Source organism: Stutzerimonas chloritidismutans AW-1 (assembly GCF_000495915.1).
Taxonomy (GTDB): Bacteria; Pseudomonadota; Gammaproteobacteria; order Pseudomonadales; family Pseudomonadaceae; genus Stutzerimonas; species Stutzerimonas chloritidismutans.
The window spans coordinates 1-26,422 of sequence record NZ_AOFQ01000029.1; the positions used below are offsets into that span (position 1 = coordinate 1).

Annotated in this window: 26 protein-coding genes; 16 read left to right on the top strand and 10 right to left on the bottom strand. The window is 64.6% G+C overall.

Annotation, left to right across the window (positions count from 1 at the left end):
• The coding region (locus F753_RS34350; protein WP_023445034.1) for a sigma-54-dependent transcriptional regulator at positions 1–1,260 on the bottom strand (1,260 nt) is incomplete at its 3' end.
• Between the two features lie 250 nt (positions 1,261–1,510).
• On the opposite strand from F753_RS34350, the gene phhA reads away from it, so the two are divergent.
• The 7 genes from phhA (at position 1,511) to codA (ending at position 8,463) form a co-directional block, all read left to right on the top strand.
• Complete coding sequence (gene phhA, locus F753_RS34355) at positions 1,511–2,296, top strand: phenylalanine 4-monooxygenase (RefSeq protein WP_023445035.1); 786 nt, start codon at positions 1,511–1,513, stop codon at positions 2,294–2,296.
• A 241-nt stretch (positions 2,297–2,537) separates the two neighbouring features.
• Entirely contained in the window at positions 2,538–2,894 is a 357-nt protein-coding gene (locus tag F753_RS34360; protein WP_011914586.1) for a 4a-hydroxytetrahydrobiopterin dehydratase, read from the top strand.
• Positions 2,894–4,090 (top strand): amino acid aminotransferase, encoded by a 1,197-nt coding sequence (locus F753_RS34365; protein WP_023445036.1) that lies wholly within the window; start codon positions 2,894–2,896, stop codon positions 4,088–4,090. Before F753_RS34360 ends, F753_RS34365 begins: the two co-directional genes overlap by 1 nt.
• A gap of 201 nt (positions 4,091–4,291) precedes the next feature.
• A complete protein-coding gene (locus F753_RS34370) occupies positions 4,292–5,053 on the top strand; it encodes a phytanoyl-CoA dioxygenase family protein (protein ID WP_023445037.1) in 762 nt (253 codons plus the stop codon).
• An 84-nt stretch (positions 5,054–5,137) separates the two neighbouring features.
• Positions 5,138–5,587: a cyanase gene (gene cynS / locus F753_RS34375; RefSeq protein WP_023445038.1), complete on the top strand. Its 450-nt coding sequence runs from the start codon at positions 5,138–5,140 to the stop codon at positions 5,585–5,587.
• 349 nt (positions 5,588–5,936) lie between these two features.
• On the top strand, positions 5,937–7,214 hold the full coding sequence (gene codB / locus F753_RS34380) for a cytosine permease (protein WP_023445039.1): 1,278 nt from the start codon (positions 5,937–5,939) through the stop codon (positions 7,212–7,214).
• 13 nt (positions 7,215–7,227) lie between these two features.
• Entirely contained in the window at positions 7,228–8,463 is a 1,236-nt protein-coding gene (gene codA / locus F753_RS34385) for a cytosine deaminase (RefSeq protein ID WP_023445040.1), read from the top strand.
• Here codA and F753_RS34390 read toward each other — a convergent pair.
• Positions 8,457–9,143, bottom strand: coding sequence for a c-type cytochrome (locus F753_RS34390; RefSeq protein WP_023445041.1), 687 nt, complete (start codon positions 9,141–9,143; stop codon positions 8,457–8,459). The genes codA and F753_RS34390 overlap by 7 nt on opposite strands.
• Positions 9,144–9,478: 335 nt before the next feature.
• On the opposite strand from F753_RS34390, the gene F753_RS34395 reads away from it, so the two are divergent.
• Together F753_RS34395 and F753_RS34400 are read left to right on the top strand one after the other, a co-directional pair.
• A complete protein-coding gene (locus F753_RS34395) occupies positions 9,479–9,982 on the top strand; it encodes an acyl-CoA thioesterase (protein ID WP_014819134.1) in 504 nt (167 codons plus the stop codon).
• 119 nt (positions 9,983–10,101) lie between these two features.
• A complete protein-coding gene (locus F753_RS34400; protein WP_023445042.1) occupies positions 10,102–10,446 on the top strand; it encodes a zinc ribbon domain-containing protein YjdM in 345 nt (114 codons plus the stop codon).
• Between the two features lie 47 nt (positions 10,447–10,493).
• On the opposite strand, the gene F753_RS34405 is transcribed toward F753_RS34400, so the two are convergent.
• A complete protein-coding gene (locus tag F753_RS34405; protein WP_023445043.1) occupies positions 10,494–11,222 on the bottom strand; it encodes a DUF1294 domain-containing protein in 729 nt (242 codons plus the stop codon).
• A gap of 128 nt (positions 11,223–11,350) precedes the next feature.
• Between F753_RS34405 and F753_RS34410 the strand changes: the two genes are divergently transcribed.
• Positions 11,351–12,181, top strand: coding sequence for an NYN domain-containing protein (locus F753_RS34410; protein WP_023445044.1), 831 nt, complete (start codon positions 11,351–11,353; stop codon positions 12,179–12,181).
• A gap of 10 nt (positions 12,182–12,191) precedes the next feature.
• Here the strand turns inward: F753_RS34410 and F753_RS34415 are convergent, their stop codons facing one another.
• Positions 12,192–13,592, bottom strand: a complete 1,401-nt coding sequence (locus tag F753_RS34415; RefSeq protein ID WP_031297565.1) for a diguanylate cyclase — start codon at positions 13,590–13,592, stop codon at positions 12,192–12,194.
• 217 nt (positions 13,593–13,809) lie between these two features.
• On the opposite strand from F753_RS34415, the gene F753_RS34420 reads away from it, so the two are divergent.
• Positions 13,810–14,190 (top strand): hypothetical protein, encoded by a 381-nt coding sequence (locus tag F753_RS34420; protein WP_023445046.1) that lies wholly within the window; start codon positions 13,810–13,812, stop codon positions 14,188–14,190.
• A 12-nt stretch (positions 14,191–14,202) separates the two neighbouring features.
• Here the strand turns inward: F753_RS34420 and F753_RS34425 are convergent, their stop codons facing one another.
• From F753_RS34425 to F753_RS34450, 6 genes are read right to left on the bottom strand one after another with little or no spacing between them, the layout of a single operon-like run.
• The gene (locus F753_RS34425) at positions 14,203–15,129 is read right to left on the bottom strand and encodes an ABC transporter permease (protein ID WP_023445047.1); all 927 of its coding nucleotides are present in this window, start codon (positions 15,127–15,129) and stop codon (positions 14,203–14,205) included.
• Positions 15,129–16,265: an ABC transporter permease gene (locus F753_RS34430; protein ID WP_023445048.1), complete on the bottom strand. Its 1,137-nt coding sequence runs from the start codon at positions 16,263–16,265 to the stop codon at positions 15,129–15,131. Before F753_RS34430 ends, F753_RS34425 begins: the two co-directional genes overlap by 1 nt.
• Complete coding sequence (locus F753_RS34435) at positions 16,258–17,835, bottom strand: ABC transporter ATP-binding protein (RefSeq protein WP_023445049.1); 1,578 nt, start codon at positions 17,833–17,835, stop codon at positions 16,258–16,260. Before F753_RS34435 ends, F753_RS34430 begins: the two co-directional genes overlap by 8 nt.
• Positions 17,832–18,935 (bottom strand): BMP family ABC transporter substrate-binding protein, encoded by a 1,104-nt coding sequence (locus tag F753_RS34440; protein WP_023445050.1) that lies wholly within the window; start codon positions 18,933–18,935, stop codon positions 17,832–17,834. Before F753_RS34440 ends, F753_RS34435 begins: the two co-directional genes overlap by 4 nt.
• Before the next feature lie 25 nt (positions 18,936–18,960).
• Positions 18,961–19,347, bottom strand: a complete 387-nt coding sequence (locus tag F753_RS34445) for a VOC family protein (protein ID WP_023445051.1) — start codon at positions 19,345–19,347, stop codon at positions 18,961–18,963.
• Positions 19,344–20,354 carry an isopenicillin N synthase family dioxygenase gene (locus tag F753_RS34450; protein ID WP_023445052.1) on the bottom strand — a complete coding sequence of 337 codons (1,011 nt, stop codon included), beginning with the start codon at positions 20,352–20,354 and terminating at the stop codon, positions 19,344–19,346. The genes F753_RS34445 and F753_RS34450 overlap by 4 nt, the downstream gene beginning before the upstream one ends.
• Positions 20,355–20,734: 380 nt before the next feature.
• Here F753_RS34450 and F753_RS34455 point away from each other — a divergent pair, with 380 nt between their 5' ends.
• From F753_RS34455 to F753_RS34475, 5 genes are all read left to right on the top strand, one after another.
• Entirely contained in the window at positions 20,735–21,184 is a 450-nt protein-coding gene (locus F753_RS34455; protein ID WP_014819122.1) for a DUF2231 domain-containing protein, read from the top strand.
• Entirely contained in the window at positions 21,181–22,473 is a 1,293-nt protein-coding gene (locus tag F753_RS34460; RefSeq protein ID WP_023445053.1) for a PQQ-dependent sugar dehydrogenase, read from the top strand. The genes F753_RS34455 and F753_RS34460 overlap by 4 nt, the downstream gene beginning before the upstream one ends.
• Before the next feature lie 105 nt (positions 22,474–22,578).
• Entirely contained in the window at positions 22,579–23,505 is a 927-nt protein-coding gene (locus tag F753_RS34465; RefSeq protein ID WP_023445054.1) for a DMT family transporter, read from the top strand.
• Between the two features lie 69 nt (positions 23,506–23,574).
• Positions 23,575–23,973, top strand: a complete 399-nt coding sequence (gene gloA2, locus F753_RS34470; protein ID WP_023445055.1) for an SMU1112c/YaeR family gloxylase I-like metalloprotein — start codon at positions 23,575–23,577, stop codon at positions 23,971–23,973.
• A 173-nt stretch (positions 23,974–24,146) separates the two neighbouring features.
• Positions 24,147–26,375, top strand: a complete 2,229-nt coding sequence (locus tag F753_RS34475) for an esterase-like activity of phytase family protein (protein WP_023445056.1) — start codon at positions 24,147–24,149, stop codon at positions 26,373–26,375.
• The last annotated feature ends 47 nt before the right edge of the window (positions 26,376–26,422 follow it).

Consider the following 26,422-nt stretch of genomic DNA (forward strand, 5'->3'; position numbering starts at 1 on the left):
GTGGTAGCCGCCCAGCCGCTCCAGCGCCTGCGGCGAGAGCGTCGGCAGCGGACAGCCGATCTGCCGGCTGGCCTGGTCGATGAAGTGCAGCGCCAGCGGCTGCAGGCCGTCGAGGCAATCGCGCAGCGGCGGGATATGCAGCGACAGCACGTTCAGCCGGTGATACAGATCCTGGCGAAACTGTCCGCTGGCGCAGAGCTCGGAGAGATCGAGCTGGGTCGCGCAGATCACCCGCACATCGAGATAAACCTCCTCGTCGCTGCCGACCCGACGAAAGCCGCCGTCCTGCAGAAAGCGCAGCAGCTTGGCTTGCAGCCGCGGGCTCATCTCGCCGACGCCATCGAGAAACAGCGTGCCGCCAGCCGTCAGTTCCAGCAAACCGAGCTTGCCTTCCGGGCGCGCACCCTCGAACGCACCAGGGCCGTAGCCGAACAGCTCGGTCTCGGCCATCGACTCCGGCAGGCCGGCGCAGTTGAGCGCCATGAACGGTGATTGCCCGCGCGGGCTGGACAGGTGACAGGCGCGCGCCAGCAGCTCCTTGCCGGTGCCGGTCTCGCCTTCGATCAGCAGCGGCGCATCCAGCGGTGCCATGCGCCGCGCTTCACGTACCACCGCGGCCATCACTTTCGAGCTCTGGAAGATGCTGTCGAAGCCGCGCAGCTCCTGTTTGCGCACCTGGTAGATCCGCTCGCCGACCCGGTCGGCGCGATGCAGGGTCAGTACCGCGCCGGCCAATGCCTCGCTGTCGTCGTGTTCGGATTGCAGCGGGGCGATGTCGGCGAGAAACACGTCGCCCTTGATCTTCACCCGCAGGCCGTTGATCCGCGCCTTGTTGGCACGCACCAGTTCGGGCAGGTCGAAGTCCTCGGCGTAGCGCGACAGACTCATGCCCGGCACCTCGTCGACGCGCACGCCGAGCAACTGCGCGGCAGCACGGTTGGCGGCGACGATGGCGCCGCTCATGTCGATGGACAGGACCGGGAATTCCAGCGCGCCGAGCAGCGCGTTGAGTTCCAGGGAATGCCGCTCGCTGGGCATCAGGCTGACCTTGCGTAGCTCGAAAACGCCGGGCAGCGCCTCGATCTTCGGCCGCAGGGCCTGCAGCTGCAGGTTCATCAGGTTGGGACAGTGCAGGTAGATGGCGTTGCCCTGCTCGCCGCCGACCTCGCCGCGGGCGACGTTGATGCCGTAGTCGACCAGCAGGTTGAGCATGTCGCGCAGGATGCCGACGCGGTTCTGGCAGAGAATCTTGATACGCATGGCGAAGCCCTGTTGTTTTGTTGTGGGGCCGACGGCGCTTCGGTCGAGCGCCGCAAATTTCCGTCAAGATTATTTGCCAGATAAGCCGCCTGGCAATGCCGCCGATCCGGCCACTGACGAAAACGTCAGACTTTCCTTACAGACAACACCAGGCAAGGTGCGACATCGCGCCACAGCGGGACTCGCCGAGGGTACGTCTTCGCGTTCGAATGAGGGCAACAACAAGATGCCCAAGCGGCCAGGAGTACCGATGAAGACGACCCACTACGTAGCCCGCGAACCGGACGCGCAGGGGCACATTCATTACCCCGACGCCGAACACGCGGTGTGGCAGACGCTGGTCGAGCGGCAGCTGAAGCTGCTCGAAGGACGCGCCTGCCAGGAATACCTCGACGGCCTCGACCAGCTCGCCCTGCCCCGCGAGCGCATCCCGCAGCTCGGCGAGATCAATCGTGTGCTGGAGGCAACCACCGGCTGGCAGGTGGAGCGCGTACCGGCGCTGATCCCCTTCCAACGCTTTTTCGAACTGCTGGCGAGCAAGCGCTTTCCCGTCGCCACCTTTATCCGCACCCCGGAAGAGCTGGACTACCTGCAGGAACCGGACATCTTCCACGAGATCTTCGGTCACTGCCCGCTGCTGACCAATCCGTGGTTCGCCGAATTCACCCACACCTACGGCCAGCTCGGCCTCGAGGCCAGCAAGGAGGAGCGGGTGTTCCTTGCCCGCCTGTACTGGATGACCGTCGAGTTCGGCCTAGTGGATACGCCCGCCGGCCGGCGCATCTATGGCGGCGGCATCCTTTCCTCGCCGAAGGAAACGCTCTACAGCCTGTCCGCCGAACCCGAGCACCAGCCGTTCGACCCGCTGGAGGCGATGCGCACGCCCTATCGCATCGACATCCTGCAGCCGCTGTACTTCGTCCTGCCGGACCTCAAGCAGCTGTTCGACCTCGCCCAGCAGGACATCATGGCGATGGTGCGCGAGGCCATGCGCATGGGCCTGCACCAGCCGAAGTTTCCGCCGAAGGCGGCGTAGCGTGGACAACGCCGCAGGCTTGTCCACGCGTTTCGCTGGTCGAAGCCGACGCGTGGAAAACGCTTCGCGGTTTTCCACGGGGTGGCCATCCACCCTACGCTGATCTAAACCCTGCGGAAGGAACCTGGCCGCGAAGCCTCCTACTTTGTAGGGTGGATAACGCCGAAGGCTTATCCACGCGGCCAGTAAGCCTCGCCATTTCACCTACCCTTTCCAATCATCAAACAAAAGGACCACTAACATGACCGCCCTCGCCCAAGCCCAGTGCGAAGCCTGCCGCGCCGATGCGCCCAAGGTATCCGATGAAGAACTGGCCGAACTGATCCGCGAAATCCCCGACTGGAACATCGAAGTGCGCGGCGACCACATGGAGCTGGAGCGTGTCTTCCTGTTCCGCAACTTCCGCCACGCCCTGGCCTTTACCAATGCCGTCGGCGCCATCGCCGAGGAGGTCGGCCACCATCCCGCCCTGCTCACCGAATGGGGCAAGGTCACCGTCACCTGGTGGAGCCATGAGATGCGCGGCCTGCACCGCAACGACTTCATCATGGCCGCGCGTACCGACCAGCTCGCCGCCAGCGCGGAGGGCCGCAAGTAATGCACTTCGGCCAGATTCCCCGCGTGCCCGGCGACCCGATCCTCGGCCTGATGGACCTGTATCGCGCCGACACCAACCCGGCCAAGCTCGACCTCGGCGTCGGCGTCTACAAGGACGCCCAGGGCCTGACGCCGATCCCGCGCGCGGTGAAGCTGGCCGAGCAGCGCCTGGTGGACAGTGAGCAGACCAAGAGCTACATCGGCGGCCACGGCGACGCCCAGTTCGGTGCCCTCTTGCTGCGTCAGGTGCTCGGCAGCCGCGCCATTGCCCTCGGCGAGCAGCGTGCCGGCTGCACCCAGGCGCCGGGCGGCACCGGCGCGCTGCGCCTGGCCGGCGAGTTCATCGCCAAATGCCTGCCCGGGCGCAGCATCTGGCTGAGCGATCCCACCTGGCCGATCCACGAAACCCTGTTCGCCGCCGCCGGCCTGCGCGTGCAGCACTACCCCTACGTCGGCGCCGACAACCGCCTCGATGTCGACGGCATGCTCGCCACGCTGCAACAGGTGCCGCCTGGCGACGTGGTGCTGCTGCACGCCTGCTGCCACAACCCCACCGGCTTCGACCTGAGTCACGACGATTGGCTGCGGGTACTGGACGTGGTGCGCGCACGCGAATTGCTGCCGCTGTTCGACTTCGCCTACCAGGGCTTCGGCGACGGACTGGAAGAGGACGCCTGGGCAGTTCGACTGTTCGCCGAAACGCTGCCGGAGATGCTCATCACCAGTTCCTGCTCGAAGAACTTCGGCCTCTACCGCGAGCGTACCGGAGCGCTGATCGCCGTCACCAGCGATGCCGAGCGTCTGCTCGACGTGCGCAGCCAGCTCGCGTCGCTGGCCCGCAACCTCTGGTCGACGCCACCGGCCCACGGCGCCGCGGTGGTGGCGACGATCCTCGCCGACGAGCCGCTGCGGCAGATCTGGCAGGACGAGGTCGAGCGCATGCGCCGGCGCATCGCCAGCCTGCGCGGCGGTCTGGTCGAGGCGCTGATGCCATACGGCTTGGCCGAGCGCTTTGCGCATATCGCCCAGCAGCGCGGGATGTTCTCCTACACCGGCCTGACCGCCGAGCAGGTACGCCGGCTGCGCGCCGAAGATTCGGTGTATCTGGTGGAAAGCGGTCGCGCCAACGTCGCCGGGCTGGATGCCGAGCGCCTGGACGATCTGGCCAGGGCCATTGCACGGGTGGTGCAGGCCTGAACGATGTGAAGGTGCGCGCCGGTGACGCCGCTTCTGGCGACGCCGCCGGGTGCGCCGGAGCGAGGAGACAGTCGCGCGGCTCGTGACCACGCAGCTGGCTGCCGAAGCAGCGCCGGCACAGTAGCGCAGCAAGCTTTCAGCCGGCTTTCAACGCGTGCCCACGCTGCCTATGCTGAGCGAAAGTCATCCGCCAGCGCCGCCATGCCTGAATCCAGCGACCTCCAGCAACAGCTCGCCGCCCTGCACCAACATGGCTTCGTGCTGCTGCCCGCGGTGATCGATCCGCCAACGATCATGGAACTGCGTGAAGCCATCGACCGGCTCGAACCCATCCATTGGGACTACCAGGGCCTGGTCGACGACCACTACACGTGCGTCTTCAATCGCTCGCCGTTCTGGCTGCGCTTTCTCGATCTGTCCGGCGTGATCGAACTGGCCGAGTCGGCGCTCGGCACGGACTGCCACATCATCGGCCAGACCGCCTGGCGCAGCCGCCCGGGCTTTATCGGCGGCGAGCTGCATGCCGACTACCTGGCCATGGAGCTGCCGGAAAGCCTGCTGGCCGACCCCGCCTTCGAGCTGCCGATGCAGGTCTGCACCGCGCACCTGTACCTGGACGACATCGACGCCGACCTCTGCCCGACCCTGGTGATTCCCGGCAGCCACCGCGCCGGACGCAGGCCGCGCCCGGGCGAAACGCAGTGGCGCGGCCGCGCGGCCGAGCCGGTGCTGTGCAAGGCCGGCGACGTGCTGCTGTTTCGCAGCGACCTCTGGCACGCCGGCAGCCGCAACCGCAGCGCCGTGCGCAGCCGCTACCTGCTGCAGATCCACTATGGTCGGCGCATGGTGGCGCAGAAGTACTCGCCCTACCTGCACTTCCGTTTCAATCCCGAGGTGCTGGCTGCCGCCACGCCGCGCCAGCGTCGTCTGCTCGGCGAGCACGAAGCGGCCGAATACGACTGAATCCCCTGGCACCGAACCTGCATCGACCGAGGCCCGCCGCGCCCGTGCGGCCATCGACTCGCATTCGCCAGATGAGGATTCGCCATGATCAGCAGTCGTGAACAGGTCACCCAGATGATCGTCTCCGCCAAAGTGCGCAAGGGCCTGAAGTGGGCGCATGTCGCCGAAAGCATCGGCATGTCCAAGGAGTGGACCACCGCCGGCTGCCTCGGTCAGATGGCCTTCGACAAGGCCCAGGCCGAAACCCTGGGGCAGCTCTTCGAGCTCTCCGACGAAGCCGTCGCCTGGCTGCAGATCGCGCCCTACAAAGGCTCGCTGCCCACCGCAGTGCCGAGCGACCCGCTGATCTACCGCTGGTACGAGCTGGTCAACGTCTACGGCACCACCATCAAGGAGCTGATCCACGAGGAATTCGGTGACGGCATCATGAGCGCCATCGACTTCTCCATGGATATCCAGCGCCAGAGCGACCCCAAGGGCGACCGCGTCAACGTCGTGCTGTCCGGCAAGTTCCTGCCCTACAAGAGCTACTGAGACGCCCAGCCAAGCCAGTCAGCGGGTGCGGATCTCGCCGCGCGCCGGCTTTCCACGCTGTTGCCCGGCGGGTGGGTGGCACTCAGGTCCGCACCACGTCCGCGCAGCGCCTGGAGCAATGCCTTGCGCTGGCCGGGATCGCACTCGCTGGCCAGCAGGGGAGAGAATGTCGCTCCGCTTGTGGGTGCTTCGCGCTAGGGCGCCATTCCGGTGCGCGCAGCCAGCTCGTTGCACCAGCACGAGCCAGCCTTGATGACGGCGTCATAGCGCCACGCGCTGAGTTGGCCGATCGGTCAGCAATGGCATGGCATCTGCAATCTGGCTGCATCCACCTTGCGGAGCATCCACCATGAAACAGCCCGTCGATACCGACTACCCCCTGAGCGAAGTGCCAGCCGGCGCGCGCAAGGGGCTGTGGTCCACCTCAATCCTGCTGTTCGGCTTCACCTTCTTCACCGCCACCATGTTCGCCGGCGGCAAGATCGGCCTCGCCTTCGACTTCAAGACCATGCTCTGGGCAGCGGTGATCGGCAATCTGCTGCTCGGCGCCTATGCCGCGGTGCTCGGTCTGATCGCCTGCCGCAGCGGGCTGAACTCGGTACTGATGGGGCGCTTCTGCTTCGGTGAAGTCGGCAGCCGGCTGTCCGACTTCCTGCTCGGCTTCACCCAGATCGGCTGGTACGCCTGGGGAACGGCGACCATCGCCATCGTCCTGGTGCGGCTGCTGGAGTTGCCGGAAAGCTGGACGCTGCCGTTGATGGTGCTGTTCGGTTTCGGCTTCTGCCTGACCGCCTTCGTCGGCTACAAGGGCCTCGACCTGCTCTCGCGCATCGCGGTGCCAGCGATGCTGATCCTGTTGATCGCTTCGCTGTGGACCGCCACCCGTGACATTGGCGGGCTGGACGGCCTGCTCGCCGTGCAACCGGGCGATACCCTGACCCTCGGCATGGCCATCACCATGATCTTCGGCACCTTCGTCAGCGGCGCGACCCAGGCCACCAACTGGACGCGTTTCGCCCGCAGCAGCAAGGTCGCGGTATGGGCCAGTTTGATCGGCTTCTTCATCGGCAACGGCCTGATGATCGTTGCCGGCGCCTACGGAGCAATCGTCTACCAGCAGCCGGATATCGTCGAAGTGCTGGTGCTGCAGGGGTTGTCGATGGCCGCGGTGGTGATGCTCTTTCTCAACCTCTGGACCACGCAGGACAACACCATCTACAACTTTGCCGCGGCCGGCTGCAACCTGCTGCGCACCGAGCGCCGCCGCCTGGTGACCCTTGGCGGCGCCTTCGTCGGCACGCTGCTGGCGCTGGGCGGCATGTACGAACTGCTGATCCCCTTCCTGATCCTGCTCGGCTCGATCATTCCGCCCATCGGCGGCGTGATCATGGCGGACTACTTCTACCGTCATCGCGGGCAATACCCGAAACTGGCCGAGGCGCGCCTGCCGAAATACAACAGCCTGGGCCTGGCGGCCTATGTGCTGGGCGCCGCCTGCGCCTATTTCTCGCCCTGGGTGGCGCCCATCGTCGGCATACTGGTGGCCGCCGCAGCCTATATTGTGCTGTACGAGGGTCAGCGCCTGGCCCTGTCGCGCACGGTGCTGACGCAAACCGACGCACGCTGATCAAGGAGTCACCATGAACATCCTCAACGCCCGCCTGCGCGGCCGCAGCGGCCTCTACCGCATCGAACTAAACGGCGCACGCATCGCTTCCATCAGCGCGCAGCAGGCACCAGCCGAAGCCAACGAGGGCGACATCGACGCCGCCAGCAATCTGGTGGTGCCACCCTTCATCGAGCCGCACATTCACCTGGACGCCACCCTCACCGCTGGCGAGCCGGCATGGAACATGAGCGGCACGCTGTTCGAGGGCATCGAACGCTGGGGCGAGCGCAAGGCGCTGGTGACCCACGAGGACACCAAGGCGCGGGCGAAGAAGACCATCGACATGCTGGTCGACCACGGCATCCAGCATGTGCGAACCCACGTCGACGTCACCGACCCGACGCTGTCGGCGCTCAAATCGATGATCGAGGTGCGCGAGGAAACCCGCCACCTGATCGACCTGCAGATCGTCGCCTTCCCACAGGAGGGCATAGAGTCGTTCAAGGGCGGTCGCGAGTTGATGACCGAGGCGATCGGCATGGGCGCCGATGTGGTCGGCGGCATTCCGCACTTCGAGAACACCCGCGACCAGGGCGTCAGCTCGATCAAGTTCCTCATGGACCTGGCCGAGCGCAGCGGCTGCATGGTGGACGTGCATTGCGACGAAACCGACGACCCACAGTCACGCTTTCTCGAAGTGCTCGCCGAGGAAGCCCGTGTGCGCGAGATGGGCGAGCGCGTCCCCGCCAGCCACACCACGGCGATGGGCTCTTACGACAACGCCTACTGCTCCAAGCTGTTCCGCCTGCTCAAGATGTCGAAGATCAACTTCGTTTCCTGCCCGACCGAGAGTATCCACCTGCAGGGCCGCTTCGACACCTACCCCAAGCGCCGCGGCCTGACCCGTGTGGCCGAGATCGACCGCGCCGGGATGAACATCTGCTTCGGTCAGGATTCCATCGTCGACCCCTGGTATCCGCTGGGCAACGGCAACATCCTGCGCATCCTCGAAGCCGGGCTGCACATCTGTCACATGCTCGGCTACGAGGACCTGCAGCGCGGCCTGGACTTGATCACCGACAACAGCGCACGGACGCTGAACCTGGGCGAGCGCTACGGACTGGAAGTGGGGCGCCCGGCCAACCTGCTGGTGCTGTCGGCGCCGGACGACTACGAGATGCTGCGCACCCAGGGCCATGCCCTGCTTTCGGTGCGCAATGGCGAAGTACTGATGCGCCGCACGCCGGCGCAGATCCAGCGTTACTGAGCGGCGGCTGTAACGTTGCGCAAACGGTTGATGTTGGCCATCTCCTCGGCCGGCGTCAGCTTCAGCTGCGAGAGATAGGCCGCCAGCGCCTCCACGTCTGTCGCGGAAAGCTGCGCGGCGACGCCAATCATCACCGAACCTGCGCGGCTGGGATCGTTCTCGCGGAAACGCGTCAATGCCTTGCGGATGTATTCGTCGGGCTGTCCGGCCAGCCGCGGCATGGTCTCCATGCCCTCCGCATGCGCGCCATGGCAGCCGGTGCAGGTGGTCTGGAAGATCTTCTCGCCGGTATTGCGCAAGGCTGCATCCGTCGCACCTTCCGGCGGATTGACCTTCTGCTGGCTGAAGAACACCGCGATGTTCACCCGCTCCTCCATGCTGAGATTCTGCGCCAGCTTGGACATGACAAAGTCGGTGCGCTCGCCGCTGGCGAACTTCTCGAAGGCGTGGAACAGGTATCGCGGATTCTGCCCGGCAAGATTGGGAATGTGCTTGCGCTTGCTGTTGCCGGTTTCGCCGTGGCAATAGGAACAGAACACGGCGCGTTCCTGACCGGCCAGGCTGGCCTGCTCGCGCCGTTGCTCATCGGCCATGACGTAGTTGAAGCGCTCGACGACCGCCTCGCTGGCATGAGTCAGCGGAACGAAGCAGGCGAGCAGGGCAAGAGCGAGCGTACGCATGAGGAGGCATCCGTTACTGAAATAGTCAGGGATTTTGTGGGCATCCGACTATAAGAAGCGCCAGGCCAGCGGACCCCGGCACAGGTCAACAAAAGTGCTGTTGTGCGAGGCGCCGGCGCCATCCGTGCGCCACGTCACAGACCGCTGCCGGCCCTGCCCAGGGAGCAGGACACTCATGCCGTAGCTGGCGCTTTTTCCGCCAAATGACAGAAGTGCGCGCCTTTGCCGCATTGACGATAGAAAAAATCGATGAAGCGTTTTGATGGAAACGCCAGACAGGAAGGAGGCATTCGACTAAAGTAGCAACCCTTCACCACCGAGGAGCCGTAACCCCCATGCTAGATGGACATGCAGAGCTGACCATGACCGTGCTGATGACGCCGGACAAAGCCAATTTTTCCGGCAACGTACATGGCGGCACGCTGCTCAAGTATCTCGACGAGGTCGCCTACGCCTGCGCCAGCCGCTACGCCGGGCAGTACGTCGTCACCCTCTCGGTGGATCAGGTGGTATTCCGCCAGCCCGTGCATGTTGGCGAACTGGTCACCTTCCTCGCCTCGGTCAATTACACCGGTACCACTTCGATGGAGATCGGCATCAAGGTCGTCACCGAAGACATTCGCGAGAAGACCGTACGCCACACCAACAGCTGCTTCTTCACCATGGTCGCCCTCGGCGAAGACGGCAAACCGGTACCGGTACCGCCGCTAAACCCGAAGACGCCTGAACAGCAGCGTCGTTTCGCCCAGGCCTACCAGCGCCGCGAAATCCGCCGCGAACTGGAACATCGCTACAGCGAGCTACGCGCTGGCAACGAGCGCCTCACCGCCGTGAAGTAAGCGCTACTCCGTGAAACCACGTGGAATCCGGCCAGCCTGGATTCCACGGCGGCCCCAAATTTGTAACAAAACCTTATACAATGCACGGCTTTCCGCATCCCGCCCCCTGAGGATCTGCCGTGAGCTCGCTGCCACCCTGCCCCAAATGCAACTCCGAATACACCTACGAAGACGGCCAGATGCTGGTCTGCCCCGAGTGCGCCCATGAGTGGTCCGCAACTGACGGCGCGGCTGCCGCGAGCGAAAGCGACAAGGTGATCAAGGACTCGGTAGGCAACACACTGCAGGATGGCGACACCATCACGGTAATCAAGGACCTCAAGGTCAAGGGCTCGTCGCTGGTGGTCAAGGTCGGCACCAAGGTGAAGAACATCCGCCTGGTCGACGGCGACCACGATATTGACTGCAAGATCGACGGCATCGGCGCGATGAAACTGAAGTCCGAGTTCGTCAGAAAAGTCTGAGCCGCGATGCTCGTCCGAAAGCCCGGCATTCGCCGGGCTTTCGCGTTTCACAGCAGCCGCAACAGCCAGTCCAGCCGCTCGCGGGTAAAGCCGCTACCAACGAACAGCAGATCGATCCAGAACGCCTGGTGCAGCACCACGATCAGCCAGAACGCCAGCTGATAGCTCAGCTTGCGGGTCTTGTGGCGAAAGACCTGCTGCGCCACGAGCGCACCCGGCCAGCCGCCGGCCAGCTCGAAGAAATGCAGTGTGGTTTCCGGTGTGCGCCAGCGATCCTTCAGCGCGCTGTGCTTGTCGCGCCAGTAGAGGACGAAGGTCAGCAGGCTGGCGACGGCATAGATCGCCAACGGCAACACCGCACCGAGGCGCAGGAGGCTACCCGCCAACGGCAGCAGACAGAGCAGCCCGAACAGCACCAGCTTGAGGGGAAGCTGCTGGATGTTGCCGGCGACCAACTGGCGAGCAGGCTTGCCAGCGGCCCGCGCCGTCGCGCGCGGACGGGCCTGTTGCTCGTCCGGCTTGCGCTGACTGCCCGGGCGCTGGCGAATCGCTGGCTGGTCCAGCGTCAGCGGCGCATCCAGCCGCAGATGCTCGGCACGCAGCCGACCCTGGGGATCGCGCCCCGACACGTAGAGCACACGATCACCAACCAGCGGCCGACGCTCACCATGCACGGCCGAGATATGCGCGAAGACATCTTCACCGCCCTGCTCCGGGCGAATGAAGCCGAAGCCCTTCTGGTCGTTCCAGCTTTTCAGCGTGCCTCGCTGTTCCATGCACCGCAATCCATGTGATCAAAGCCGCGCATGCTAACCGAGTTCGGCAGGCGTTGGCAGCACGCCGCTATGGCCAGGGCACGGTGGTCGGCGTTATGGTCGGACGATCTCCAGTCCAGGGAAGAAGCATGGCCAGCAAGCCCAACAGTTCGAACAAGCAGAAGCACCTCGCCGTGCTGATCGACGCCGACAACGCGCCCGCCGCCATCGTCGAAGGGCTGTTCGAGGAAATCGCCAAATACGGGGTCGCCAGCGTCAAGCGCATCTACGGCGACTGGACCAAACCCAACCTCGGCAGCTGGAAGAAGGTGCTGCTCGACTACTCGATCCAGCCGATCCAGCAGTTCGCCTACACCTCGGGCAAGAACGCCACCGACAGCTCGCTGATCATCGACGCCATGGACCTGCTCTACACGCGGCGTTTCGACGGCTTCTGCCTGGTTTCCAGCGACAGCGACTTCACGCGTCTGGCCGCGCGCATCCGCGAAGAGGGCCTGACGGTGTACGGCTTTGGTGAGCAGAAGACGCCCTCGCCCTTCGTCTCTGCCTGCGACAAGTTCATCTACACCGAAATCCTGCGCGCCGATGCCGCCAAAACGACATCCGAGCCACCGTCATCGGAAAAGCTCGCCGCGGCCGCGGCGCAGGTGGAAGAAAGCAGCAAACCGCCGAAGGCCGGCGACAAGGGCGACACCATCAAATGTCAGCAGGTGCCGGTGGACTTCATCGCCAAGGTGCTCGACGACCTTTCGGAGGAAGACGACTGGATTCAGCTGGGCACTCTCGGACAGAACATCAGCAAGCTGCGTCCGGCCTTCGATCCGCGGCTGTATGGCTGCAAGAAGCTCAGCGACCTGATCGCCAACCAGCCCAAGCGCTTCGACCTGGAATCACGGGGCAGCAGCGCCACCGGCGGCAAGGACCTCTACGTGCGCCTACGCAAACCCGGCAAGCACTGAGCACCGCCACTCAGCTTGCCTGCTCGTCCGGCGCATGGCAGCAGACGCGGTCCCGGCCCTCATGCTTGGCGCGGTACAGCGCAGCATCGGCACGGCGCAGCAGGCTGTCCACCGTGTCCGTCGCGTTTAGCTCGGCGACACCGGCGCTGAGGGTCTGCGTCTGGCCAGTACTGAAAGACAGCGCCCGCGACTGCTCGCACAGGCGCTCGGCAAACGCTGCAGCCTGCTGGCTGCTGGTTTCCGGGCACAGCAGAAGGAACTCCTCCCCACCCCAGCGGCCCACGGCGTCACTGCCGCGCAGACCGGATACCAGCAGGTCGGCGAACTCCTTGAGGACGCGGTCCCCCATCTGATGGCCGAACTCGTCGTTGATGGATTTGAAATGGTCGATATCCAGCATGACGATCGACAGCGGCCGGCTGTAACGCCGCGCCTGCTCCAGCGCCCTGGCGAAACGCCGATCCAGGGCGGCGCGGTTGGCCAGGCCGGTGAGCGGATCGGTCTGCGATTTGACCTGCAGCTGCTCGTTCAACCGACGCAGCCGGCCGATCCAGAACAGGCTGGTCAGCAGCATCACCGAAAAGACCACGACGATCTGCACGACCAGACGGTAGTCGGTGCCTGACTCGACGCGAATCGGCGCATGCCTGTTGGCGATCTGGTTCAGCTCGCCCGGCGTGATCGTCGCGATCGCCTTGTCCAGGATGTCGCGCAGCACCGGCTCGCTCTTCAGCACGCCGATGCGAAACTGATTGTCGAGACTCGTCAGCTGCCCGGCGATCTTCAGATTGAACCAGCCTTCGCGGCGAATGGTGTAGGCAGCCACGGTCAGCGAGCGCACGGTGAGGTCGGCCTTGCGCTCGTTCACCAGCGCCAGCGCCTGGGCATCCGTGTCGGTGCTGATGACGCGCAACCGGGGAAAGTCCCGCCGCACGCTTTCCTCGACGGAGGTGCCGACCGGCAGCGCGACGGTCACGTCATCGAGAGCAGACAGATCGGCCACGTACGGATGATCTTCCCGCGCGATGACCACGTTGGCGTCGGTGAACAGCGGCTGGGTGAAGATCAGCCAGGTATCGCGCACGGGCGTCTGGTTGAGGAAGCTGAGCAGCTGGCAGCGGCCGGCCTGGGAGAATGCCACCGACTGGCCCCAGTCGCTGGTCGCCACGATATCCAGTTGCAGCCCCGCCCGTTGTGCTACCAGCCGCAGCAGGTCGGCAGCGATCCCTTCATGCTCCCCGCGGGCATTGAGCATCTCGAACGGCAGCCAGTCCGGGTCGACACAGATGCTGACCGAGCGGTTGCCGGCCAGCCAGTCACGTTCGGCTGCGTCGAGCTCGAGCGTTACATCGGCCGTTGCCGCTGCACCACCTGCAAATGCCAGCAACGCCAGAAGCAGATACCTAGTCACTTCAGCCACCCTCGGGAGGAGCGCACGTAACATTGGCGACGGCTGCAGTTCAACACGGCGCAAATGGCACGGCAAGATCAATCATGGCTTTCAGCCATCACAAATCATGCCAACCATTTTTTTGACGCTTCTAATCATTTGCAATCATTGATTGGCGCAGCGATCGAACCGACCCCCGGTCAGCTCTTCTAAAGGGGACCGAATATTGGAGGTTTCAATGAGCAAGCAGCTATTTCTCGCCTGCGGTCTGGCGCTCTGCGCCCCGCTGGCGTTCGCACAAACGCCGCCGCCGGAAGTGGTCACCCACCTCAACGGCCTCGATGTTGAGATCAGCCCAATGGGCGTGCCGGCCAAATCCGAAGGGGTCGAAGGCGAGCTGCTTGGCGTGCGGGCGGTGAAGGTGATGAACCGCACGGGCGGCCAGATTACCTGCGAGTTCCATGTACCGAATGACGCGCGCTCGGATACCTCGGCGTCGCCGGTTTTCACCGTCGCGCCAAATACCCAGCGCACCGAGCGGGTGCCTGGGGACTATTCGCCGGACGAGCCCTACGCGGAGATCACCTGCCGCTCCAGCGACCAGAGCCCGGCGCAATAAGCGCCGTGACCCTCAGCGGCGCTCCTCGCGGATAAAGGGAATACCCAGCGCGCCCGGCTGATTGCCGGAAACGTTCTTGCCGCTGGCGACCCAGATCATCACCGCCAGGGTCACGGCGTAGGGCGTCATCAGCACGAAGTACTGCGGCAGACGCACGCCGGAGGCGGCCAGTTGCGGGATCAGCGCCTCGATGCAGCCGAACAGCAGCGCACCGGCCAGCGCCTTCCACGGCGACCAGCGGGCAAAAATCACCAGCGCCACGGCAATCCAGCCGCGTCCGCCAGTCATATCGGCGATCCACAGCTTGGTGCTGAGCACCGAGATATAGCCGCCGGCCAGTCCGATCAGCGCGGCGCCGGCGAGAATCGCCGCCAGCCGATAGCCGAGCACGGAGATGCCCGCCGCGTCCGCCGCCTGCGGGTTCTCACCCACCGCACGCATCCGCAGGCCGGTGGTGGTGCGGGTAAGAAACCAGATCACGGCGAGAAAGATCAGCGGCGTAATGAACACCAGCGGGTTCTGCACGAAGACTTTGCCCAGGAGCGGCAACTCCGACAGCGGCCACAGCTCGACCGCGCCCAACCCCTTCACCGGCTTGTTGGTCCAGTCCAGCAGCGTGCCGAGCAGCCCGGTCAGCCCCTGGCAGAAGAACACCAGCGCCAACCCTGCGATCACCTGGTTGATCCGCAGCACCAGTACCATCAGTGCGAACAGCAACGACACCACCGCGGCTGCAACCATGGCCAGGAAAAGGGAGATGCCCGGCGTGCCGTAGGTCAGCTGCGCGCCGATACCGGCCAACGCGCCGACCAGCATCAGCCCTTCGGCCCCCAGCGACAGCACCCCGGCACGCTCGGTGAGAATCAGCCCCAGCGCCGCGAGGGCGAAAGGTACGGCGAAGTCCGGTGTGTTCCCAAGCCAGTTGGCGATCATGTCCATCAGCTTTCGCCTCCCTGAACGCGGCGGATACGGTGGCGGATAAAGAAATCCGAAGAGGCGACGCAGATCACCAGGATCGCCTGGATCAGCTGCACCATGGAAAAGGGGATCTGGTAGAACACCTGCAGGCTGCGCCCGGCAACGAACAGCATCGCCATCAGCAGCGCCACCACCAGTGCCGCCACCGGGTTGTTGCGGGCGAGAAAGGCGATGAGGATGCCGGAGAAGCCGTAGCCCTGATAGAACGACTGGGTCAGCCGCCCCTCCTGCCCTGCTGTGACGAGGAATCCGGCGATCCCGGCGATGGCGCCGGAAATCAGCACCGTGCCGATGATCATCTTCTGCACCGGCACGCCCACCGCGCCGGCCACCCGCGGGTTGGCATCGACAAAGCGCAGGTACAGCCCGGCGCGGGAGATGCCGAGAAACCACAGCGCCAGCAGCGCGACGACCACCGCCAGTGGCACGGCCGCGCTGATGCCATCGAACAGTTCGGGCAAGCGCTCGAACGGCTGGAACTGCGGCGAATAGGGGAACGAGCTCCTCGGGTCCTTCCAGCTGCCGTACAGCAGGTGCAGCAGGAAATTGATCGCCAGGTAGTTGAGCATCAGCGTCGAGATGATCTCGTTGACCTTCAGCCGCAGCTTGAGCAACACCGGCGCCAGCGCCCAGAGCAGCCCGCAAAAGATCGCCGCTGCGAGCATCAGCGGCAGACGCAGCGCCTGCGGGCCGATCTCGAACAGCGAGATCGCCGTCGCACCGATGGCGCCCCAGATCATCTGACCCTCAAGCCCGAGGTTCCAGAACTTGGCGCGGAACGCCATGCAGCCGGCCAAGCCGACGAGGATCATCGGCGATGCCTGAAACAAGACCGCTTTCAGGCTCTGTGCATCGAATACCGTGAGGATGACAAACTCATTGAGCAGCTCACCGGCCGGTACGCCAGCAGCGATCAGGATGGCGGCGGAAATACCCAGCCCCAACAGCAGGGCGAGACCGATGATCACAGCCTGCCAATGCCAAGCCAGTTGCTGGCGGATCTCCAGTGCGTAACGCCGCGACAGCAGCGGCTGTTTCGGGCGCTCGGCCGCTTGCGCAGCCTGCTCCAGCATCACGGGGCGCACCTGTTCATTCATGGTTTACCCCTTCTAGATTCAACTCGCCATGGCTCAGCTCCCCATGGCTGACCATCGCCCTACCAATGGCCTGGCGATCCGCGGGCCGGTCGAACTCGGCAACAATGCGCCCGGCGTTCATCACGCCGATTCGATCCGCTAGGGCCAGCACTTCGTCGAGGTCTTCGCTGATCACCAGCACGGCCGCACCGGCATCGCGGGCGGCGCGCAGGCGGCCATGCACGGCAGCGGTGGCGCGTACGTCGAGCCCGCGACTGGGGCTGTGTACCAACACCAGTTGCGGGTCGCGGGAGAATTCGCGGGCGATCACCAGCTTCTGCGCGTTGCCACCGGAGAGCAGCGCGGCCTTTTGCTTCAGGGAGCGCACGCCCTGCACGTCGAATCCGGCCACCGCCTCTGCGGCGTCGGCCTCCAGACGCTTGCGCCGGAGATTGAAGAACGAACCATAGCGCCCACTGTGGATCTGCCCGACACCGAAGTTCTCGGCCACCGAGAGCTCGCCAGCCAGCGCGGTGCCGTAGCGATCGGCCGGAATCGAGGCGATGCGCAACTCCCGGCGCTGCTCAGGGCTGGCCCGGCGCAGATCGCCAAAACCGGTCAATTCCAACGTGCCTTCGCAGGACTCGGGCAAGCCCATCAACACGTTCGCCAACTCGCTCTGGCCGTTACCGCCGACGCCAGCGATGCCGTAGATCTCGCCCGCGCGCAGGCTCAGCGTCACGCCATTGAGTGCGCCATGCTCGCCCCCGCCGGTCGATCTGAGATCACGCACTTGCAGCCGCACCTCGCCGGGCGTCGCCGGTTGATACTCGCTGGCCGGTGCGGATTCGCCCACGGTCAGGCGCACCAACTCCGGCACGGAGACCGTATGCGGATCGAGGGTTTGAATCGTCCGTCCGCCGCGCATCACGGTGACGCGGTCGGCAAAGCGTTTCACATCGCTCATCTTGTGGGTGACAAGGATCACCGCTGCGCCCTGACGAGCAAAGGCGCGCACCGTTTCCAGCAGGCGCTCGGCTTCCCCATCGGTCAGCACCGCTGTTGGCTCGTCGAGAATCAATATCCGCGCCCCCGCCAGCAGCACCTTGAGAATTTCCACCCGCTGCTGCTCGGCCACCGACAGCGACTCGGTGACCTTGCGCGGGTCGATGGTGAAACCCAGCTCTGCTGCCTTGTCGCTGATCCGCTGCTCCAATGCAGCCAAGCGCTGCCGATGGCTGCCCGCGAAAGCATGATTGCCGGGCCCCACGGGCAGCCCCAGCTGGATGTTCTCGGCCACGGTAAAGGGCTTCACCAACTTGAAATGCTGGTGAACCATGCCGATGTGGTAGCGACCAGCATCCCGCGGGCCGCTGAGCCGCACCGCATTGTCATTGATCAACAGCGATCCGCTTTCCGGTGCGTACAAGCCAGCGGCGATGTTCATCAGCGAGGATTTGCCTGCGCCGTTCTCGCCAAGCAGCGCGTGCACTTCGCCCCACTTGACGGTGAAGTCCGCCTGGGACAGGGCCATGAAGCCGTCGAACGACTTGCTCACCCCGGTCAGCTGGATCGCGTTGAGGTTGCTCATTGCTGGGTGATCACTCCCTTGACGAACCAGTCCATCTGCCACAGCGCAGGGTCGGCCATGACCTCGCCGGCGGCGATGCGCTCGGTGCCGTCACGGTCGACCATGGGCCCGGCATAGATCTTCTTCTCGCCTTTGAGCAGCTCTTCGCGGGCGGCCATGATCTTCGCCTTGTCTGCTTCGGAAACCGCAGGGCCGCAGCAGGCAGCATCGGTGCCGCCTTCGGCCATGGACAGCAGCGCGCCGTTTTCCGGTGGCGTCCAGTTGCCGGCACTGATCTTCTTCAGCTCCGGGGCTAGGAACTTGTCCCACACCCAGACCGAGGAGCAGACGGTGGCGTCCGGGGCGAACTCGCGCATGTCTCGGTGGTGGCCAGTGCCGTGCACGCCGCGCTCCTGGGCGACGATCTGCGGTGTCGGGCTATCGACGTGTTGGCCGAGCACATCGGCGCCGGCGTCGATCAAAGCCATGGCGGCGGCGCGTTCCTTGACCGGATCGTTCCAGGCGCCGGTGTAGACCACGGTGACGGTGGCGTCCGGGTTGATCTGCTGGGCGCCGAGGGCGAAGGCGTTGACCGTCCAGTTGACTTGACCGAAGGGATTGGCCGCAACAAAGCCGAGCTTGCCGGTCTTCGACGCCGCGCCCGCGGCCATGCCGCACAGGTACTGACTCTCGTAAGTGCGCCCATAGAAGGATTCGAGATTGCCGCTGTTGGTGGTGCCCGAGCCGTTGAGGAACGCCACGTCCGGGTATTTTTCGGCCAGCTCTTTGAAGGTGTCCGAGTAGCCGAACGCGGTGCCGATGATGACGTTGGCGCCACGCTGGATCAGCCGGTCCACGGCTGGGCGGATAGAAGAGGCGTTCTCCGGCACGCTCTCGACGTACTGGATCTTGGTATCCAGCTCGGTTTCGAGCTTCTGCCGCGCCTCGTCGAAGGCCTGGGTCCAGCCGCCGTCGTTGCGCGGGCTGATGTAGAGCATGGCGATCTTCGCCGGCTTATCGAGGGTCAGCCCCTGCCCTTCCTGCGCCGCGGCGGCGCCAACAGTCGTCGCCAGGCCGAGAGCCACCGCCGCACACAAGGTCCGTTTCATCTGATTGAGCATTTTTGGTCTTCCTGAGGTTGGCACGTCAAAGCATGTGGTTGATGCGAAACACGTTGTTTTCCGGGTCCAGCAGCACCGCCTGATACCAGTGGTAATAGGTCTCGTAGGGTGCCTTGATCAGCGTCGCGCCCATGGCGACGGCAACGGGCACCAGGCGGTCGACCTCGTCTTTCGAGTCGACATCGATGTTCAGCAGGAACTTGCAGCCGCGCGTGTCGGCGTACTCATCCAGATGCAGCAGCTCGTAGGCGTCCGGCGCGTTGAAGCCGATGCAGCTCTTGCCGGTATCCAGCCCGCGAAAGATCGGTGAGGCGATATCAGGAATGTTCCGGAAGCCGAACAGCTCGCGGTAGAAGCCGCTCAGGGCTTCGATGTCGCGGGCGAAAACGTTGACGTAGGACAGCGTGCTCATGCGACCTCCAGGCCTTTGCCGAAGGTGGTCTGCTTGACGAACTTGGAGAGCAGGTTGTCGCCGGAGGTGACCGGCGCGTGGCGCGGGGGATTGGCGGCGCTGCAGCAACTCGGCAGGCACTCGATCAGCGCGTCGTAGTTGGGCTGATGGAAGAACACCAGCGACTGGCGACCGTTGTCGGCGGCGCTGTCGGCCGGCGGGTTGACCACCCTATGCAGAGTGGAAATCCACTGGTCGTTGGTCCACTGCATCATCAGGTCGCCGATGTTCACCGCGAATCCGTTCTCCACATAAGGCACGTCCACCCAGTCGCCCTGGCGGTTGCGCGCCTGCAGACCGCCCAACGCGTTGTCCGGCTTGACGATGGTCAGGCTGCCGTAATCGGTATGGGCACCGGCGCGTAGTTGACCTGGCTCGACTTCACCCTTTAGGTCCGGATAGCTCAGGCTGCGGAACATGCTGATGTGCTTGTCGATCTTGTCGTCGAAGAAGGTTTCCGGCAGGTCCAGCGCCAGGGCAAAGATGCGCATCAGCGACTGCGCCAATTCGCTCATCGCGGCGAAATAGTCGCGATAGGCCCGCTCGAAGCCTTCAATGTCGGCCGGCCAGACATTCGGCGCGAAATGCGGGCCGGCAGCGGCGCAGCGGTAGTAGTCCTCAGCCGGCACATCGCTGGGGCCGATGGAAAAGGATTCCTTGAGATCGCCCGGCGCCGCCTCCTCCAGTGAGTACGACAGGCTCTCCTCCGCCACCGCGCTGTAGCCGCGCACCATGTCGGGGCTGGGCCGGTCGACCTTGCGCTTTTCCGGGAGTGGCAAAGCGAAGAATTGCCGCGTCAGCCGCGACACGCGCTCAATCAGTTCTGTGGGGATCTGATGGTTGGTGATGACCAGAAATCCAATGTCACGACAGGCCTGGTCGACGGCCTTGGCTACCTGGGTTTTGCCCTCCGGGGTGCCGGAAAAGTACGGCGCCAGGTCGATGATGGGAACGTATTGCAGAGTCATGGGTGACGCACTCCTCTGACGCAGGGCGGAAACTGAGCGCGTCGCCAGTGGCGCAGGCGCTTCTCTGTATGTGCGATGCCGCCGCCCTTTGCACACGGGCGACTTTCGAGGAGAGAGCAGAAAGCGTGCCACCGGATCGATTCTCTTTTAGATCAGTGGTTTAGCGTTATGGCGGGAAAATAACGGATCAAATGGTCCGGTTCGGAGCACTTGGTTTGTGCATGAGGCACGAAAAGCGGGCGAGGGCTGCAGCAGCCGAGGTCAGCCCCGCCGCTCAGCGATAGGAGTGAACTAACGGCCCGACGACACGATCCCCTCTTAAGCACCTTCAGAGCGATCCGCGCCGCGCAGGGCTGGTCGAAAGCAATGAGGAGTTCCTTGTGACCGTCATTACCCACCGCACCACAGAAACCACTCACAGCGTTTCCCGCCATGTGCCGCATCCGCTGCACTCGATCCTACTGGCCGGAAGCGTGCCGTTGTTTCTCGGCGCACTGCTGAGCGACGTCGCCTACTTTCGCAGCTACCAGATTCAATGGAGCAACTTCGCCTCCTGGCTGATCGCCGGCGGGCTGGTGTTCTGCGGACTGGCGATCCTGTTCGCGGTCGTCAACCTGATCAAGGCCAGGCACAGGGCAGGGCGACCGCTGATCTATCTGCTGTTGCTCGTGGCGACCTGGGTACTCGGCTTCATCAATGCACTGCAGCACGCCAAGGACGCCTGGGCAGTTATGCCGACCGGCCTGGTGCTCTCGGTGATCGTCACTCTGCTGGCCTGCGCCGCCGCGTGGATCGGCCTTTCCAACCTGCGTGACGGAGGTGAAGCATGAAGCACACCAATGCACTCTCCGCACTGACCATCGCGTTGTTTCTTAGCGCCTGCGGTGGCGATGAGCAGGACGCCGCCAGCCTGTACGGTGCCAACCCCAAACTGCCGGAACCCGACCGCGGAATGCTGCCGAGCATGAAGATCGCCGAGCCGACACCCTGGGGCGATGCAACACCCACGGTGCCGGAAAACTACAGCGTGACGGCGATCGCCACCGACCTGCAGATCCCGCGCCAGACCCTGGTGCTGCCCAACGGCGACATCCTTGTGGCCGAAGGTCGTGGCGGCAATGCAGCCAAGCTGAAACCGAAAGACGTGATCGCCGGTTACATCAAGGCGAAGGGCAACACGTCGGTCAAAAGCGGTAACCGGCTGACCTTGCTGAGAGATGCCGATGGCGACGGCCGCTACGAAATGCAGAACGTCTTCGCCGATGAACTTAATGCCCCCTATGGACTGGCCTTCCACGATGGCAACCTCTACGTCGCCAACCAGGACGAACTGGTGCGTTTCGAATACGAGGAAGGTCAGACCGAAGCCAGCGGTCCGCCGACCAAGGTCGTTGACCTGCCCTCGGAGATCAACCACCACTGGACCAAGGCGATGACCATCAGCCCCGATGGCCAGTACCTCTACGTCGGCATCGGCTCGAACAGCAATATCACCGAGCGCGGCATGGAAGCCGAGGTCGACCGCGCCATGGTCTGGCAGATCAACACCGAAACCGGCGCCTACAAGCCCTACGCCACCGGCCTGCGCAACCCCACGGCCCTGGCGATACTGCCCGGCACCGACCAGCTGTGGTCGGTGGTCAACGAGCGCGACGAACTGGGCGAAAACCTGGTGCCGGACTACCTGACCTCGGTGCAGGAAGGCGGTTTCTATGGCTGGCCCTACAGCTACTGGGGGCAGAACGTCGACGATCGCGTCCGTCCGCAGGACCCGGACAAGGTCAAGCAGGCGATCACCCCGGACTACGCCTTGGGCGCCCACGTCGCCGCGCTGGGCCTGGACTTTTCCTCGGATGTCATGGGCGAGCAATTCACCGAAGGCGCGTTCGTCGGCGAGCACGGCAGCTGGAACCGGGAAGATCCGTCCGGCTACAAGGTGGTCTTCGTGCCGTTCCGCGATGGCCGCCCGGCAGGCGAACCTGTCGACTTCATGACCGGCTTCCGCAAGGACGGCAAAACCCGCGGTCGTCCGGTGGGCGTGACCGTCGACCCCAGCGGAGCCCTGATCGTCGCGGACGACCTGGCCAATGTGGTCTGGCGGGTGACGCGCAACCAGTGACGAGTAGCAGGCCGGTGACCGCGCAGTTACCGGCTGCTCCTCATGCGCCCCGGCGGGCGCTGCAGGTTGGTCCCTTGCGGCTTTCTTCAAGGCATAGATGACCTTATGGCGCAGCGCTCGCCGCGAACAAATGGAAGAACTCAGGGGAAACCGGCAAGCCTGGGCGCGCTATTGGTGGTGCTTGCGGCACTGTGCTGGGGACTATCGGGTGGGATAGGCGGCATCCTCATCAGCGAGGGCTGGAGTCCCACCGTAGTCTCGCTCTACCGGGGCCTGATCGGCCTCGTGAGCGTGCTCATCTGGCTGGCATTACGCCCGGCCGGCAGTGGAATGACGAGCCACAGGCTGTGGTTCTGGTCGGTAATCGCCGGCATCGGCGTGGCGGGCAACTTCTCTTTTTACTTCCTGAGCATCGCTGAGGGCAGCGTTGCGGTGGCAGCGACCCTGATGTACTCAGCGCCGGTGTTCGTCTACCTGGCATCCTTCGCATTCGGACTCGAAAGGCCGACGCTGTTCAAATGGGCAGCAATCGCAACGGTGATGCTCGGCGTCATCTTGCTGACCGGTATCCATGACGTCGGCGCGAGCGACATTACACTCGTGGCAGTCGGAGCCGGCCTGCTATCCGGTTTGTCCTATGCGACTTTTATTTTTGCGTTCAAGTACGCGGCGCCCCACGGCAGTCCTCAGGCGATTCTCGTCATAGCGTTCGCCGTGCTCGTTGGCATACTCGCCTCGATGAGCGACGCGCAACAGGCAGCGGCGGTGCCAGGCGCCCCGAGTTGGCCAATGTTCATCGTTCTGGGTGTGGTCGGCGCAGGGCTGTCCTTCATTCTCTACATCGTCGGGCTCAGACATACCGCACCGGCTGTGGCGTCCATCGTGGCGATGGTCGAGCCGGTAACCGCTTCGCTCTTCGGCGTCGTGGTACTGGATGAGAGTCTGGCAGCGCTGCAGATCCTGGGCATGGGGCTGATTCTATTGACGGTGACTGCGCTGGGCCTCCAGGGCAGAGAACCGAACGAGATGTAACGATCCGGCTCGTCGAACACTCGCCTTTCCTGACAGTCTCTACCCGACAATTCCCGCTGGACCTTGCGCATGCTCCGCTCCATCCACCACGTCGCGATCATCTGCTCGGACTATGTCGTATCGAAGCGCTTCTATACCGAGACGCTGGGGCTGACGGTGATTGCCGAGCATTACCGCGAGGCGCGTCGCTCCTACAAGCTCGACCTCGCGCTGCCGGATGGCGCTCAGCTCGAGCTGTTTTCCTTTCCCGATGCGCCGCCGCGCCCTTCACGACCGGAGGCGCAGGGATTGCGGCATCTGGCGTTTGCGGTGGACGACGTCGCGCAGTGCAAGGCATGGCTGGAGCGTCAGGGCGTTGCGGTGGAAGCGATTCGGCTGGATGAGTACACCGGTCGCCGATTCACCTTCTTCGCGGACCCGGACGGCCTGCCGCTGGAGCTGTACGAAGCGGTGCCGGCCGTCGATTGAGCCTGCACGGGTATCCGCCTGCCAGCGGGAGCGATAACCAACGCGCCGGCAACGCAGAACCGATGCCACCCGCATCTCCTCCCGTAATGCTCGACCTCCTCGCCGTCACCGCCACGTAACAATCCGGCCCTAGCGTGTTCTGGCTGTCCCCCACACTGACCGCCGAGGCCCGCATGAGAACTCCGACCCGCCTGACCCGCACCGTATTGTCCACTGCCCTGTCCTTGGCCTTGTTGCCGCTGGCCTCGCAGGCGGCACCTCTCCGCGCCGCAGACTACTTCGAGCGGGTCGCGACCTTCCCGGTCTTTCGCAACCTGGGTGCCGATGAGGATGCCACCCGGCAGACCGTAGCCGAGATCACCGCGGTGAGTCGCGACGGCCGCACGCTGATCTACACCGACAGCCCTGGCGAGCGCATCGGCCTGGTGGACATTCGCGATCCGAAAGCGCCGCAGCCGGCGGGCTTTATCCAGCTGGAAGGCGAGCCGACCTCGGTCGCCGTACATCGCCACTACGCGCTGGTCGCGGTGAACACCTCGCTCGGCTTCACCCAGCCCGATGGTGTGCTGGCGGTGTTCGACATTCGCAATCCGGCGCAACCCAAACGCGTCGCCACGCTGCCCATGGGTGGCCAGCCGGATTCCATCGCCATCAGCCCGCGGGGCCGCTATGCCGCGGTGGCGATCGAGAACGAGCGCGACGAGGACCTCAACGACGGGCTGATCCCACAGCTGCCGGCCGGCTTTCTGCGCATCGTCGACCTCAAGGGTCAGCCGTCGCGCTGGCGCACGCGGGACGTCGACCTGACCGGCCTGGCCGAGGTCGCGCCGGGTGATCCGGAGCCTGAGTACGTCAGCATCAACGACCAGGACGTGGCCGCCGTCACCCTGCAGGAAAACAACCACATCGTGCTGGTCGACCTGCGTCGTGGCCGGGTGATGCGCCACTTCAGCGCCGGCCAGGTGGATCTGCAAGGTGTGGACGTCGAGGAGAACGACCGCATCGAACCGGTCGGCGTGCTCGCTGGCAAGCGTCGCGAGCCGGATTCGATCGCCTGGGTCGGGCCGCTGCTGGCGACCGCCAACGAGGGCGACTACGAGGATGCCGAAGGCGCGCAAGGCGGCAGCCGCAGCTTCACCCTGTTCGACTACAACGGCCACGTCTGGCACGAGGCCGGCGCCTCGCTGGAACACGCCTTCATCCGCGCCGGGCACTACCCGGAAAACCGCTCGGAGAACAAGGGCATCGAGCCGGAAGGCATCGCCGCGGCGCGTTTCCGCAAGCACAGCCTGCTGTTCGTCGGCAGCGAGCGCGGCAATGCGGTCGCCGTCTACGACGTGGCTCGCCCCTGGGCGCCGGTGATGCATCAGCTGCTGCCGACGGGCATGGGGCCGGAGGGCATCCTGCCGATCCCGTCGCGCAACCTGCTGGTGGTCAGCAGCGAGGAGGATTCGGCCGAGGACGGCTACCGGTCGACGCTCTCGATCTACCAATACGGTGCCAAGACCGCACCTTACCCGGAGATCCGCTCCACTGATCGCGACCTGATCCCCTGGGGCGCTCTGAGCGGCCTGGTCGCGGACCGCAGCCAGTCCGACCGCCTCTATGCGGTGCCGGACAGCTACTACAAGGCGTCGCGGATCTTCAGCATCGACACCAGCCAGACACCGGCACTGATCGACCGCCAGATCGAACTGCGCAAGGCTGGCGCAAGCGTCGACTACGATCTGGAAGGCATCGCCCAGGCCAGCAATGGCGATTTCTGGCTGGCTTCGGAAGGTAACGGCAAGGCCAGGCCGAACCTGCTGATCCACGCCAACGCCAGAGGCGAAGTACTGGACGAGTTCGCCCTGCCCGCGGAAGTCGCCGCCCAGCAGACCAGCAACGGTTTCGAGGGCGTCGCGGTGGTCGGCGAAGGCGCCAGCACCCGCGTCTACGTGGCCTTTCAACGCGAGTGGAAGAACGACCCCGCCGGGCGGGTGCGCATCGGCGTGTTCAACCCGGGCACTGGTGAATGGGGCTTCATCCACTACCCGCTCGACGCCGCAGCCGAGGGCGGCTGGGTCGGATTGTCCGAACTCACTTCAATCGGCAACGGCCAGTTCCTGGTGATCGAGCGCGACAACCAGCAGGGCCCGGCGGCACAGATCAAGCGTCTGTACCGCATCGACCTGAATGGCCTGCAGCCCGCCGCCGAAGGTCAGCGCTTCCCGCTCGCAAGCAAGCGTCTGGAGCGCGATCTGCTACCTGATCTGAAGAGCACCGGTGGCTGGGTGCTGGACAAGGTCGAAGGTGCGGCGGTCGACAAGCAGGGGCGTCTGTTCGTCGTCACCGATAACGACGGGGTCGAGGATGCCAGCGGCGAGACGCGTTTCATGCGGTTCGGGACGGTCAAGCGCTGATATCCGGCAGCTTCATGCGGAGCGGCAGACCCGCTCCGCATGCTCGG